The 14,044-nt window shown below is 51.6% G+C and carries 13 protein-coding genes, 1 tRNA gene and 1 other RNA gene; 6 read left to right on the top strand and 9 right to left on the bottom strand.

The genetic code is table 11. The features are described 5' to 3' along the window. Positions 1-12 precede the first annotated feature (12 nt). Complete coding sequence (locus tag ACN0YH_RS10435; RefSeq protein WP_417379512.1) at positions 13-519, bottom strand: FHA domain-containing protein; 507 nt, start codon at positions 517-519, stop codon at positions 13-15. Between the two features lie 173 nt (positions 520-692). Between ACN0YH_RS10435 and rnpB the strand changes: the two genes are divergently transcribed. The 3 genes from rnpB to ACN0YH_RS10420 all read left to right on the top strand — a co-directional run bounded on the left by rnpB (position 693) and on the right by ACN0YH_RS10420 (position 2,171). Next, positions 693-1,070, top strand: an RNA gene (rnpB, locus tag ACN0YH_RS10430) — RNase P RNA component class A. 291 nt (positions 1,071-1,361) lie between these two features. Then, entirely contained in the window at positions 1,362-1,823 is a 462-nt protein-coding gene (locus ACN0YH_RS10425) for a hypothetical protein (RefSeq protein WP_417379511.1), read from the top strand. A gap of 69 nt (positions 1,824-1,892) precedes the next feature. Beyond that, a complete protein-coding gene (locus ACN0YH_RS10420) occupies positions 1,893-2,171 on the top strand; it encodes a hypothetical protein (RefSeq protein WP_417379510.1) in 279 nt (92 codons plus the stop codon). Between the two features lie 149 nt (positions 2,172-2,320). On the opposite strand, the gene ACN0YH_RS10415 is transcribed toward ACN0YH_RS10420, so the two are convergent. From ACN0YH_RS10415 to ACN0YH_RS10405, 3 genes are all read right to left on the bottom strand, one after another. Then, entirely contained in the window at positions 2,321-2,785 is a 465-nt protein-coding gene (locus tag ACN0YH_RS10415) for a carboxypeptidase-like regulatory domain-containing protein (RefSeq protein WP_417379509.1), read from the bottom strand. A gap of 152 nt (positions 2,786-2,937) precedes the next feature. Next, positions 2,938-3,909: a DUF1559 domain-containing protein gene (locus tag ACN0YH_RS10410; protein ID WP_417379508.1), complete on the bottom strand. Its 972-nt coding sequence runs from the start codon at positions 3,907-3,909 to the stop codon at positions 2,938-2,940. Positions 3,910-4,370: 461 nt separating this feature from the next. Beyond that, a tRNA-Leu gene (locus ACN0YH_RS10405) sits at positions 4,371-4,455 on the bottom strand. Positions 4,456-4,720: 265 nt separating this feature from the next. On the opposite strand from ACN0YH_RS10405, the gene ACN0YH_RS10400 reads away from it, so the two are divergent. Continuing rightward, positions 4,721-6,148: a DcaP family trimeric outer membrane transporter gene (locus ACN0YH_RS10400; protein WP_417379507.1), complete on the top strand. Its 1,428-nt coding sequence runs from the start codon at positions 4,721-4,723 to the stop codon at positions 6,146-6,148. 248 nt (positions 6,149-6,396) lie between these two features. Beyond that, positions 6,397-6,552, top strand: a complete 156-nt coding sequence (locus ACN0YH_RS10395) for a hypothetical protein (protein WP_417379506.1) — start codon at positions 6,397-6,399, stop codon at positions 6,550-6,552. A gap of 645 nt (positions 6,553-7,197) precedes the next feature. Here ACN0YH_RS10395 and ACN0YH_RS10390 read toward each other — a convergent pair. From ACN0YH_RS10390 to ACN0YH_RS10375, 4 genes are all read right to left on the bottom strand, one after another. After that, positions 7,198-7,905: a DUF6891 domain-containing protein gene (locus tag ACN0YH_RS10390; protein WP_417379505.1), complete on the bottom strand. Its 708-nt coding sequence runs from the start codon at positions 7,903-7,905 to the stop codon at positions 7,198-7,200. Continuing rightward, complete coding sequence (locus tag ACN0YH_RS10385; protein ID WP_417379504.1) at positions 7,902-8,417, bottom strand: protein-tyrosine phosphatase family protein; 516 nt, start codon at positions 8,415-8,417, stop codon at positions 7,902-7,904. The genes ACN0YH_RS10390 and ACN0YH_RS10385 overlap by 4 nt, the downstream gene beginning before the upstream one ends. 865 nt (positions 8,418-9,282) lie before the next feature. Then, a complete protein-coding gene (locus ACN0YH_RS10380) occupies positions 9,283-9,438 on the bottom strand; it encodes a hypothetical protein (RefSeq protein WP_417379503.1) in 156 nt (51 codons plus the stop codon). Positions 9,439-10,363: 925 nt separating this feature from the next. Further along, entirely contained in the window at positions 10,364-12,265 is a 1,902-nt protein-coding gene (locus tag ACN0YH_RS10375) for a carbon starvation protein A (protein ID WP_417379502.1), read from the bottom strand. A 665-nt stretch (positions 12,266-12,930) separates the two neighbouring features. Between ACN0YH_RS10375 and csrA the strand changes: the two genes are divergently transcribed. Next, positions 12,931-13,161: a carbon storage regulator CsrA gene (gene csrA / locus ACN0YH_RS10370; protein WP_417379501.1), complete on the top strand. Its 231-nt coding sequence runs from the start codon at positions 12,931-12,933 to the stop codon at positions 13,159-13,161. Positions 13,162-13,279: 118 nt separating this feature from the next. On the opposite strand, the gene ACN0YH_RS10365 is transcribed toward csrA, so the two are convergent. Then, a complete protein-coding gene (locus tag ACN0YH_RS10365) occupies positions 13,280-13,993 on the bottom strand; it encodes a class I SAM-dependent methyltransferase (RefSeq protein ID WP_417379500.1) in 714 nt (237 codons plus the stop codon). Positions 13,994-14,044: the final 51 nt, after the last annotated feature.

The following is a 14,044-nucleotide window of genomic DNA, read 5'->3' as shown; positions in this document are numbered from 1 at the left end:
TCTGATCAAAATTCATGTCGAATCGTCCTGCTCATCATCCTGATCGATAAGAAATTTCAACCCGAGTTCATCGTCGGTCATTTGAGACTCGTCTTCCGGCAGCTCGATCTTAGCAGGTTTCTTTGCCGGCGGTGCCATCGGACGCTCCGGACGTTTTTCCCGTTTGACAAGCCCCGCTTTTTCCATCAGGCTCAATTCGAACGGGTTTTCCTCTTCTGGCGGCGGTTCATCGGACTGGGGGGTGTAGTTGATTTCGAAATCGTGTTTGGCAATCGAGAGCTTATCTCCCGGCAGCAGCCACTTCATATCGCAGCGGTCACCGTTGACTTTGATTCCGTTGCGGCTGTTCATATCGCGGACGCGCCAGTACCCGTTGAGGAATTCCAGCTGACAATGATGCGAAGAAATATTGGGAAACTGCAGCGTAATATCACATTTACTGCGGCGACCAATCAATAAGACTTCAGACAGCAGCGGAATCGGATCGCCACCTCCACACGGGTTAAGTTCACCTAACATTCTGACTTCCTGGTGCCTCTGCTACGTATTGTTTACCAAAAGATCATGAAGTGCCCGCATGACTTTAATCTATACTGCTGGTCACACATTATAAAGGCTTTCTCTTGAGAAAAGTCAGATTTTGGGGATAGTTCAGGGGGACGACTTACTCTATACTGGATGATTCAATAGCGGGAGTCGGCTGAGTGGTCGCTGCGGGTTCTTTGGAATTCGTGGAGGAAAGTCCGGGCTCCACAGGGCACGGTGGTGGGTAACGCCCACCGTCCGCGAGGACAGGGAAAGTGCAACAGAAAGCAAACCGCCTGGCTGGTACGCCGGCCAGGTAAGGGTGAAACGGTGCGGTAAGAGCGCACCAGCAGGCCGGGTGACCGGTCTGGCTAGGTAAACCCCACCGGGTGCAAGACCAAGCAGGGAGCAGTTCTGGTTCGCCAGGACACGGATCGGCCCGATCCGTTATGACTTCCGGGTCGGTCGCGCGAGGCAGCAGGCAACTGCTGTCCCAGATAAATGGCCACTCTCGACATAACCCGGCTTACAGGCTTACTCCCGCTTATTGATTTTCCCCGCAAAGCCCATCCATAATATCACTTCGACAACATTCCCGGCAGCAATATGTAGTCATATTGATTGTAATAAATTCTACAATATTGCATTTATGACAACACGCCAGATCATTACCACGACACTTCAGTATTTTTTATGTCTTTATATATCATTGACTTAGAGACATTCCGCATTTTTATGGCATGGTAGCTGCATTAGTACTCTTTCATCAACAACAAGTTAACCACTTGAAAACAAGTAAGCCACTATTAAAAAACTCAGAACCATTAAGGGAGATAATGATGAAAAACTTCACACTCGCAATTGCAGCTATGGCAGCCGTTACTTTGGTCAGCAGCACTTCATTTGCTGCTACTCCGTTCTGCGGCACCAGCAGCTACTACAATTCGAAGTATGACACACCGACCACTTATAAATCACGCTATGATTCACGGTACAATTCCACAGCGAGCCGGAACTGGAATAACAATTCCTACTCAAGCTACAACCGCAGCTACCTGAATACCCGACCGTTGTTCACACCGTATAATCCTGCTGTGAACCGTTACAACAGCGCCTACACCGGCCTGTTCAACACATACCGTCCTGTGTCGAACTACACTTCGTCTTATTACAACAACAAGTACAGTAATTACAAAAACGATTCCAGGTACAACAATGATCGTCACGATCGCTTTGACCATAATCGACATGACCACGATCGATACGATCGCAAAGACAACTGGCGTCACAATCGCTAAGTCGACATGAAAAAGGTAAACCATCCCTCTCTGGTCGGGTGCTGCCCGGCCAGGGGTTTTTAATAAATCATGCATGCAAAACGGACCCGCGCCATTCTGGTTGCGGGTCCGTTTCTGTTTAACGCCTTGCAATTCGAGATTGAGATGGCAGCGCGAGAAAAGCACCCCACTACATCCGCCAATCCCATCAGTATGGCAGCGTGGAAACCGACAGTGTTTCGCGCGGGTAATAGTGAATCGTTCCGTTTTCCGTTCCCACGAATAAATCGATTACGCCACGACCAAAGTCAACCGGCGCGGGAGACGGCTTCTACTTTTTTCAGATCCAGTGAATCAAATCTGGCATGATACAACTGGCGACGCGTAATATTGCCGCGCCAGAAACCGGCACCATCGTAGGGAATGTAACTGGCCGCGTGATGATCGCCCGAAATGATCCTGTCGTCTGTTCTTTCCTTCGGAATTCCCAGGTTGTCTGCAGGCGACCCGGAAACTGGTTATTTCGATTTCAGCTCAAAATCAATAGTTTCTTCACCAGCTTTGACCTCTGCAATATTTCTGGGGCCAGATTGCGTGACGATGGTATAAACATCGGGAATCATCTGTTTCGCTTCCACGTCCGCTGCAGTTTTTCCTTCAGGAATCGGAGAACCATCGGGCATCGCCCATTTCGAAAAGGTCACATCATATTTTCCCGGTTCCACACCCGGCTGATCTGACTTGTGAGTGAGCGTATATTTTCCGCTACTGTCAGTTACGCCTATTCCTCCGATCGCCTGAGTACCTGCTTGGGGAGTGTAAATCACAGTCACTTTTTCCAGAGGTTTTCCGTCCATCGTCACTGTTCCGGAGACTTTCGTCAGTTCCGGAACGACATAATCATCGCCTCCTCCGCACCCCACACAGAGCAGGGTGGCAAAACAGACTGCCACAAGTTTGAAACGTATTATCGTAATTTGCACAGAGGTGTCCTTCTAAAGAAGCGGTGGGAAATATTCTTCCTGCAGCGGAGAATGTCAAATGGAAAATACTGCAGACATGCCTGATTGCATTCTGCAGTATTTTCAGGAGTTCAGGCTGGTTTCGTTATAGGATATTATCTACCTGGTCAGACTTAGAATTCACCAAGTACCTGACCGTCAGCCATGTATGCCAGATTCTTGCGTGTGGTGGTGTCGAGGTTTTCACTGATGAATCGTACTGCACCGTCGCCCATCAGCACATGCATTCCACCCACATGGGTACTTCCAGGCGATCCCCACTCTCCCAATCGACCAAAAATCGGGGTCCGGGCATAAGGAGTCGCGTCCCAACCGCAACACTTCCAGTTGTTAATGTAGACGTTCGGCGGTGTATCTAATTCGATACCCAGTCCGACATGCTGTGCGGTGGCCCAGGAATTGGTCACACCATCCACGACTTCCAATGTCGTCTCTGAGACTGCAACAGTGTTGCTCGTTCCATCCTTGATATCGCGGATACGACAGGCAGAATTCGTTCCAAACATGGTTCTGGTGGTTCTATTATAAGATACCCAGTCAGGACAACTGTTGCCTGCGTTGACGACAAAGTCGTAACAGGTACGTGCCGTGTTAGCAACACCTGATCCATAAGTTGTATTAGCACCAGAGTAAACTCTTTGCCCGTCATCAGAGGGGCACATAAGGGGCTGCAGAATTGTAGTGGTCAACGCGGCATTTCCACTTGCAATAGCCCCCCCTCCGGCCAGAGTTCCGCTTCCCTCATTCCGTTCTCCCGTTGCTGCACTGAAATTGAACTTATTATACAATGCCGTCTGTTCCAGATAGGGCAGCAGATACAACCAGCCTCTGTGGTTCGTGACATTTGTGAATGCACATTGACCAGGGTTCGATGTGGAATAAGGCATAACCGAAAATGTCTCATTATAGTTGTGTAGTGCCAGGCCAATCTGCTTCAGATTATTTTTACATGTACTGCGGCGGGCTGCTTCGCGCGCCTGTTGGACTGCGGGCAGGAGCAGGGCAATCAGAATCGCGATGATGGCAATCACAACCAACAACTCAATCAGGGTGAACCCCTTGCGACGTAAGATGGATGAACTCACAGAAATCTCCTCTGGAATCTTAACAAGAAATGAATAAAGCAAATAATGCGAACATGATTCGACTGCCGGTATCTGAGCCCTGACCAGCAAATGAAGAATCAAAAGAGGCGAGTGTCTCATGATTGAGCAATCTGTGTGCCATCAAAGTGACACAGCAAACTCGGTAAACCGAGTCTTCGCGTATTCTCTGTTTCTCAATCACTTTAGAGCAACTGCCGGGATACCAGAATCCAGTGGAAGTAGAACCGGGGTGCATGCGATACAAGAAGACCTAGCCGTATTGCCATTTAATTGAGCAGCAGGCACAGAATCCACTTTTGATGCCACATAAACGACGGGTCCCAGCAGGTTCCAATTTTGAACCCCTATGACTGATCAATTTGATTCTGGACAAATATGCTGCTGTCAGCGCATGAAAAAAGGACTCCGAGCTGGTTTGCCCGGAGTCCTTTTTTATTCAATGCCCAAGAGAGGATTCGAACCTCCACATCCATTACAGATACTAGAACCTGAATCTAGCGCGTCTGCCAATTCCGCCACTTGGGCCTGAGTAATTCTCGTATCCCGCTTTAAGACAATAACTTACGTCGACTCCACTGAATCGAAATCAGGGTCTGTCACGGGGAAGCAGGTATAGTAAAGACTTTCCGCCCTTTTTTCCAGTCATAGATACGCGAAATTTCTCATATCGTGGCTGAGGAATTTTGACCTGTTAAATCCTTTAAACTGAGGTTTTTCGTATCAACGGGGTCTGTTAGACTTCGCATCCCTCTCTTATCTCTCATCTGAATCCTTTTCGCCGAATAATCCCATGCGGTCGAATCCAGGACTTTTTACGTTCCTAATCGTCATATTGACACCCGTCTGGGTGTGGTCACAGGATCACCCACACCCAGCCCTTGAGTCAACTGCTGCGCGCGTCATCCTACGCGATCCACAGGAAACAAAGTCCCCCCTTGGCTCTCGTCAACCAGAAACAAGGGCAGACAAGCACTACCCCACCTTTGATGAGAATACAGGCTCGTTTGTCCCTCCCGAACCTGGAGCGGCGTCCGTCGATTCAGTCGTTCAGCCACTTCCGGAATACTCAGAACTGGCGAACGACGATGAAGCACGCTTCGGCGGCCAGTTTTCTACCGACTCAAGCCAATTTGACATCGGGCTGAACCTCTACTCGGCCCCGCCATTTAAGGGCGGACTGATTGTGTTCGGCCCGAATGTTGCCTTGAAGATTGGTGGTTTCGTGAAAGCCGATTTCATTTATGATTTTAATCCGATTGACTCGACGGATTCTTTTGTGACCACCAGCATTCCCGTCGACGCTCCTCCGCGTACCAATTCACGATTTCACGCTCGTCAATCGCGGCTGAGTTTTGACACGCGCTGGTTATCGGATGACAGGTTGGTTCGAATTTATGTGGAAGGTGACTTCTTCAGTGAAGATGATCAGTTTCGACTCCGACAAGCTTTCGGCGAAGTCGGGCCTCTGCTGGTTGGACGCACCTGGACCACATTCACTGACGTTGCGGCGGCGCCCGCCACACTCGATTTTGAAGGGTCCGTATCTAACGTCAATCGACGACAGGCGCAGGCCCGCTGGACGCAAATCATCTTTCACGAGGACCTGAAGCTGGCACTCGCCGTTGAGGACACACAATTTATCATCGATGCCCCCACTGGCATTACAGGAGAAGCGCGCAATCCGTCACCCGACTTCGTAGGGCACTTACGACTGGACCGGGAACGAGCTCAAATTCAAGTCGCCAGCCTGTTTCGTATTGCCGGTTTTCAGCCAACGGGACAACCCGTGATTACGAAATCTGCCTGGGGCCTGAACTTCACCGGAGTTTTCCTCGTCACAGAGACGACCAAGGTTTATTCTCAAATCCTGTTTGGCGAAGGCATCGGCAGCTATCGTGATCTTCCGGATGCGGCGCCGACCGCAGTCGACCAGGGCGGATTACTGCCAATGTTTGGCTGGATGGTTGGCGCGACTCATAACTGGAATGAATCTCTCAGTTCCAACTTTACCTATGCACAAAACGATCTCGGTACCACCGCATTTCAAAACCCCAACGACGTTGACCAGACAACCTATCTGTCTGCCAATATAATCTGGAGTCCGCTGGAACGCGTTAAGGTAGGTGTGGAGTATCTGTATGGCACGCGAAAGAACGTCAACGGCGCCATGGGAGACGCACATCGACTCCAGGCATCTTTCATCTTCGACCTGCCTTGACGCTTGCACCGCGTTGGCTGTCATACCTCACGCGTCTTACAGCCAGAGTGCATCGCGTTTAACCATAGCGTCCCCCAATCTAATATACTCGATCCAAATGGCTCTCGAGACGCTATAGTAAAACGGGACACAGTCTAATACAGAATCGGGTTTCCCATACGAGCTCGGCACGGCCGGACGAGCCGGTCCGTGGCACACGGTAACCTGCATAGAAAATTCAATGTGCCCACCAGATCGGGTAGCCCCGGATGCAATCCGGGGTTGTCAAAGACAACAGGAAACTGTCAGAGCAATCACCCAACCAGGTTTCCGGTCACCCACCTGCCTGCCGTAGTGGCGGTACCCACGTGTCCGCCCGCCTGGCGATTATCGAACCAGTATCACACAGCATCGGAATCCAGTGATACACGCTATCGGGAATTTTCTACCACGAAAAACACGAAATGACACGAAAACAAGACAGAGGGTGAGCCTGGATGCAATCCGGGCCGAGCGCAGCGAGCAGGAGGTCGCAGCTGCCGCATACCATTACAGAATCGGGTTTCCCATACGAGCTCGGCACGGCCGGACGAGCCGGTCCGTGGCACACGGTAACCTGCATAGAAAATTCAATGTGCCCTGATAGATCAGACGCCCGTGTGCCACCGCTCGGCTTGACCGACGGTGCTGATGCAACACCAGAGAAAGACTCCCCATCACTCAAAAAGAAGATCGGGTAGCCCCGGATGTAATCCGGGGTTGTCGCAGACAACAGGAAACTGTCAGTGTAATTGTACAATGAAGTTTCAGGTCAGCCACCTGTCATGCAACAGGGGCGGTACACACCAGTTTCACCCGGCAATGCAAACCAATGAAACGCTCGAACGGAATTTTCTACCACGAAAAACACGAAATGACACGAAAACAAGACAGTGGGTGAGCCCGGATGCAATCCGGGCCGAGCGCAGCTGGCACGTACTAGAGCGCATCACATTTAACCATAGCGTCCCTCAATCAATTATACTCAATCCAAATGGCTCTTGAGACGCTACAGTAAAACGGAACACAGTCTAGCGTCGTTGCCAGACCATGCCGGGCACGCGGAGTCGATCGTTGAATGTGCCCTCCCATTCGACTTCCAGTCCGACACGTTCCAGTTCTTCCCGCACGATATTTCCGATCTCGACACCTTTTGTCTCTTCGTCCTGAGGATCAACGGGACCAAAGGCCAGATAAAGGGGGAGACCGCCGACCGCGCGTTCCAGATCCTGATTATGGTAGAAGCAGTAACCGATCACTGTGTCCGGCTGGGGGTGTTCTTCCAGGTAGACCTGAAAGATCTCATACCCGTCGGTTTGTGTATTGCCGGCATTCTGGATAGTGATCAGCCCCCGCTTTTCCATACGTTCAAATGCCTGGTCCAGACGATCACAGTCAGTCACGGTCGGCCAGTTTTCCTGTTCCCCGCGGTGGGCCGCCAGCCGAGCGTCAATGGCGGCCGAGACCTGGGTTTCATCGAGGTCGCCGGGGGCATACATCTCTTCACAAAAAACCCGCATCAGATCTGTCTTGTCATAGAAACCGGAGCGAACAAGCCAGTCCATCTCTTTGTGTACTTCCGCATCCAGAGACATCTGAGCATCCTTTTGTTTGTGAACCGGTGCAGTCAGCAGACGTTTTTTCTCAGTCAGTGGCGGCGTGACGTCCGTCTGATTTTGTGAAGAATCACAACCGGACTGCACCAGGCAGACGATGAGCAGCAGATTCAATAGTTTCATGATTGCTTTTTTTTTCCGGTCATCTGTTTTTCGTGCTTGAGGATCCAGTTGTACTGCTCGGGAGTATCTGGCACGGGAACCCGTCTCTGCTTTGAGATCAGTTCAAATGCCTCTGGTGTCGTCAAGCCATGCTGTAGTAATATTCCCGCCGCCGTGATTCCGGCCCGCCCAATGCCCGCGCGGCAATGCACGACCGTATGACTGCCCGCCAGAATACCGTCATACAGTGTCTGCGTGAAGTTCGCAAACTCTTCGACCGACGCAGGCAGGCAACGGTCTGCGACGGGAAAGGATGTGAATAACATGCCGTGTTTTTTTGCCAACTGCGGTTCGTCCTCCAGACCGACTTCGATGGATTCCTCGTGTTCCAGCAGTGAGACGATATGCGAAATCCCCAGCCGTGCGATCCCGGCGAATTCATCGTCGATCCATTCTCCGGGAACCGGTCGGGCCATCACGGAGAGCGAGCCCGCGCCGATCGTCTGGATGGGATAAATTGTGGGCTGGAACATGTTTCTGACTTTCAAACTAATCGATTACGGTCCGGATTACATCCGGTGCGATATGCTCTTCATTCAAATTTCACAGGCAGTGTTACCCATGTGTCCGAACGTGGGTTAACAGAGTGACCGATCTGGCGAACGGAAATCGATTGCTTAATCAAGGAGGGTAGCACCGAATGAAATTCGGGGGGCCCCTTTATTTTGCATGAGCTGTACTGAGTTAGACGTGGTTTCTGCAGATCGGGAGACAACCGGAGCGTTAGCTTAATGGCACTTACTTTAAAGTAAGTGCCATTAAGCTAACGCTCTGCGGCTAATTGAGTTCGTTCGACGGATAATAACACTACCCACTTTCACTTTCGTGCCTTTTCGTGGTAGAAAATTGCAATTCGAACGTTTCATCGGTTTCCCTTGCGGGGTGAAACTGGTGTGTACTTCGTCAGGCGGGCGGACACGTGGGTACCGCCACTACGGCAGGCAGGTGGGCGACCGGAATCCTGGTTGGGTGATTGCCCTGACAGTTTCCTGTTGTCTGCGACAACCCCGGATTCCATCCGGGGCTACCCGAACTCCTTTTAGAGTAATGGGGAGTCTTTCTCTGATGTTGCATCAGCACCGTCGGTCAAGCCGAGCGGTGGCACACGGGCGTCTGATCTGGTGGGCACATTGATATTTCTATGCAGGTTACCGTGTGCCACGGACCGGCTCGTACGGCCGTGCCGAAATAGTATGGGAAGCCCGGCTCTGTAATGGTATGCGGCAGCTGCAACCTCCTGCTCGCTGCGCTCGGCCCGGATTGCATCCGGGATCACCCGCTGACTTGCTTTCGTGTCATTTTGTGTTTTTCGTGGTAGAAATTTCCCGTTCGAACGTTTCAGCGGTTTCCATTGCGGGGTGAAACTGGTGTGTACTTCGTCAGGCGGGCGGACATAGGGGTACCGCCACTACGGCAGGCAGGTGGGTGACCGGAAACCTGGTTGGATGATTGCTCTGACAGTTTCCTGTTGTCTGCGACAACCCCGGATTGCATCCGGGGGCACCCTTTCTTTTGCATGAGCTGTACTGAGTTAGACGTGGTTTCTGCAAATCGGGAGACAACCGGAGCTAATTGGGAACCAGCCTACGGCGAATGGCACAGGCACCTTTCTATTCATTTTTTTTAGCATTCAGTGGTTCGGGATTTTCATCTGTGGGGCATGGGAGACGATCTTTATAATTTGATGTGAAACAGGTAGTGATGCTGTTTACGTAATCACTGTCGGACGAGCCGACACTGGCACACGCATGTCTGATTTTGCAGGACACATTGCAATTAATAAAGAGGTTTCCGTGTGCCGCGCCCCGGCCGTGCCGTATCGGTGTGGAAAGCCTGTTTCTGGATAGTTTGTGGTAGCTGCGACATCCTGCGCACCCTGCTTTGCTGGTGTGGGGTGGTTGACTGAGCACTGTCGAGCCAGCCGACAGATGGTACCCGTCGTAACAGAGGATGTTGAGTTATGTTCGTTGTTGTGGTGTTCAATCTATTATTCAATCCGGGATGTCTGGTGTCAGTGATTCCGTTCCATGGTGAAATATTTTCTGTAGAGGCGCGGGGGTGTCAAGAGGGATGGGAGGAAAAGATGTGGCGATATGTTTTGATACCGGGCCGATCTGGTGCGACGCCGGGGCGGTTTCAAGACGAAGCTCTGCGAAGTGCGGCGACCCGCAGGCATACATCAAGAACCGGTGGTGATCTGAGAACTGCTTATCTGGAAAAAAGGGGCTTCAATGCGGTGCACACAACGCACAAGTGTCGCGTGTTTCAGTGCACTGTAAACTGGGCACGCGCGCGACACAATTCAACGTTTATCGCTGTTGACGCGACGGAGTCAAGTTCAATTTGTGTCGTTGTGCAAGATAAAAGCCCGGCTGCTGTTACGCAAGCAGCCGGGCTTTGGGAATTGATTCAGGCGAAATTAATTCGAACCACCGGCGGAAGCAGTGGCAGTCTGTCGCGTGGGAGGCAATTCGGGCAGTTGCTGTTCGAGATGTCCCCTGGATTTCGACCAGACGAGCAGACCTTCGACCATCATCCAGATCTGGAGTGCAATCACAACCAGGCCGAACAGGAACAGATACCATTCATCGGCACTGTAGGCCCAGCCCGAACTGCTGTTGAACATGTTCCAGAGCATGGCCCAGGCGGGCATGATCAGCATGACAATCATGGGCACAAGAGCAAAGATGATGGGTTTATTCCGGCGACGGAGATAGAACACAATGACCATAAACGCGAGGCCGGCCAGCAGTTGGTTGGTGGCGCCAAAGAGAGGCCAGAGAATCAGGCCGCCACTCCCGGGGCCAGAGGTAGCATCTTTCGGCAGCATGGCAACCAGGCCTCCAAGGAAGACAGCCAGACCGGTGGCCGCATATTTATTGGTGAGGGGTTTAATGTGAACCGTGGCTGCCAGTTCCTGAATGACGTAACGTTGCAGACGCGTGGCGGTATCCAGTGTGGTGGCGGCAAAACTGGCGACGAGGACGGCGATGATACTGATGCCCAGTTTCATCGGTATTCCGATGGTTCCCAGAAAGTTCGCACCGCCCAGAATGAATGCACCGATTTTGTCTTTCAGCTTAAATGCAGCCCAGCCATCTTCGGCTTTGGCGTTATAGCGGGTTTCCCAGGCAGCGACTCCAGTGAGCTGGGTTCCCGTAGCTGCATCGATGGTCGGCTGATAGGTATAAGCGGCCCCTTCACCGACGCGAGAGAAATCTCCCATCCCGACGCCGGCACAACAGGCGAGAATCACAATGACCGCCAGGCCTCCTTCGAGGAGCATGGCACCGTAGCCGACGTATTGGGCGTCGAGTTCAGATTCGACCTGCTTGCTGCTGGTACCGCTGCTGACGAGACAGTGGAACCCACTACAGGCTCCGCAGGCAATGGTGATGAACAGGAATGGCCAGATAGGGGGTGCATCGGCGGGGATATTCTTGGCGACCGCGGGAGCACTGCCAACCAGATCTGCCTGGCCTGTGGCGCCGGCAACGATGGCACCGATGAGCAGCAGTCCCAGAGCGAGTACCAACTGGTGACTGTTAATGAAGTCGCGGGGTTGCAGCAGCAGCCAGACCGGGAGCACCGAGGCGATGGCACAATAGGCGAGCAGCACAAAGGTCCAGAGAATGACGACATTGGGAAATGGACCGGTGAGTTTAAGGTCAGGAAATATGGCCGAGATATCAACGGGCCAGTAATAGGCGCCCAGATAAACCGAGGCATAGACAATCGCCAACGCGACCAGCGAGGGGACGAGCAGTTCTGCGTTCTGTTTATAAACCATCAGGCCAATAACGATGGCGATGGGCATGGTGATCCAGACGGGGATGACTGTTTCGGGATAGAGGGCAAAAATGATGGCAATGACCAGTCCGAAAATTGCCAGAACGACCGTCAAAGCCAGCAGCAGAATCAGCAGAAACAGGATACGGGTTCGCGGCGCAATCAAACGACCGGCGACTTCGCCAACGGTTTGTCCGCGGTTGCGCAACGAAACGACCAGCGCGCCGAAATCGTGAACGGCGCCGATGAAAATCGAACCAACCAAGACCCACACAAGCGCGGGCAGCCAACCCCAGAAGACGGCAATCGCAGGACCAACAATCGGGCCGGTTCCGGCGATACTGGTGAAGTGATGGCCGAAGATGACTTCTTTTTTGGTGGGAACAAAATCGATATCGTCCCGCAGTTGTTTACTGGGAACTTCCGCGTCTCCGTCGACGTTAAAGATTTTCTGGGACAGCCACTTCCCATAAGTGTGGTAGGCAATGATGTAGCCTACAAAAGCTCCTGCAGCGATCAACAATGTGGCCATTCGTGTTTTACTCCAGCATTTCTCGAAAAATCAGCTGTACTGATAGACGGTTTCAAGGCTCCGAACCGGTTTGAAGTCGATGCGGACGTGAATTTTGGGTCCGATTTTGCACTGAAGATGGACTTCCTGAAAGCAGAAAGTGTTAAATCAGAGCGCTTAGTACAGATTATCCAACTGCCTCTGGAATCGCAAATCAGTCAGTCCTGCCGGCAGCCAGACCACACTCATAAGCACATACTTTCATATACATTCAAATACCATTTCATGCGACCACCGGCGTCAGAATCGGCACAATCGGCAAACCTGGCGAATCCGGCAAAGCGACACCCATCTTTCGATAACAACGTTATTTATCCCATCTTAGCAGAGATTATCTGTAAGAGTGCGCCGATGTAGTTAGTACCCACGAGGAGCTCAGTAAATGAAGCAGGGATGTGGGTCATTGCCGGTAAGAGAATCATGCTTGAAAACGCAGCCGGTCTCTGGTCAGCCTGAGGAATCGGAGCTGTCCGGGATGGAATTCTTGAACCCGGCCTGATTTGTCTTATTTACATACGAAAATACAACGGGTGACAAACTTTAATTCAAATCAATAAGAGGTTTGTCGCCTCTTCAGATATCACCTCATTGGCCCAGAACTAAGATCTACGGAAGGAGTATTCACGATGCTTGTATTGTCGAGACAACGCGACGAGAGCATCATCATCGGTGACAATATTGTCATTACAATTGTCGATATCCGGGGTGATAAAGTACGGTTAGGAATTCAGGCACCAACAGAAATTCCAGTGCACCGTCAAGAAGTATACGATGCGATTCAACGAGAGAACGCGATGAAAGAATCGGAACCGCATCGTCCAGCAGCGAAGTCGCCATCAAAAAATGCCAGCGAATGATTTCTTTGCCTGAGAGTCATTCCACTGTTGGGGATAGCAGTGATTGGTGAAAGTACAATTAAAGAGTAATTGAATGAGTCGCGAAGGGAGGTCGGCACGATGTCGGCCTCCCTTTGTTTTATGCGCGGGTCAAGATACTGCTGTCAGAGATTGAAACCGTCCAGTGGCGATCGGATGTGACTTGGGCCGCGGATACAGGCCAGTTGCAGCTGTGAAGTAATGTTCTGACTTCATCCAGTGTCAGGGCGGCGTGCAGGGAATCGTGGAACATCTGACGCTGATGCGGATTCGCGTCCGTCGCATACAGCGTAACGAGTCGATCCAGTGCGGCAGGCGAATCGGGCCGCAGCAAATCCCTCAGGAAGAGAAAGCCTCCCGGCTTCAGAACGCGTTTGATTTCAGTAAAGACTGACTGTGGTTCAGGAATGTGGTGGATGAGACTGTTGGAGATCACGCCAGCAAAACTTTGATTTTCACAGGGAAGCTGCTTGGCATCAGTGTGTTCCAGGAGAATCGATTCGGTCAATCCCGCGCCCTGAATATTCAGCTGTGCCACCTTGAGCATTTCCGCGGCGAGATCGGTGGCGATGATCTGTAGTTGTGAAACACGCTGACAGATCTCGATAGGAATGAGTGCGGTTCCGGTTCCCAGGTCTAGAATTCGAAGCGGCTGCGTGTAACCAGCGCTGACCTGTTGCTGCTGGCTGGCAGTGATGAAGGGGAGTACAGACTCTGTGAACTGTTGATTGACCTCGCTGTGATCCATGGCGTCATAGTCAATGGCTTCTTCGCGAGTGTCCATCACTTCGGGTTCGAGTTGTCGTGGAATCATCGTGTATGCCTGCAGTCAAATTGATCGATTTCAACTGTGACGATAAAAAGA

This window comes from Gimesia sp. (genome assembly GCF_048262075.1).
In the GTDB taxonomy this organism is placed as follows: domain Bacteria; phylum Planctomycetota; class Planctomycetia; order Planctomycetales; family Planctomycetaceae; genus Gimesia.
Note: the sequence above shows the minus strand (reverse complement) of the source record. Positions and strands in the feature narration are given on the sequence as shown.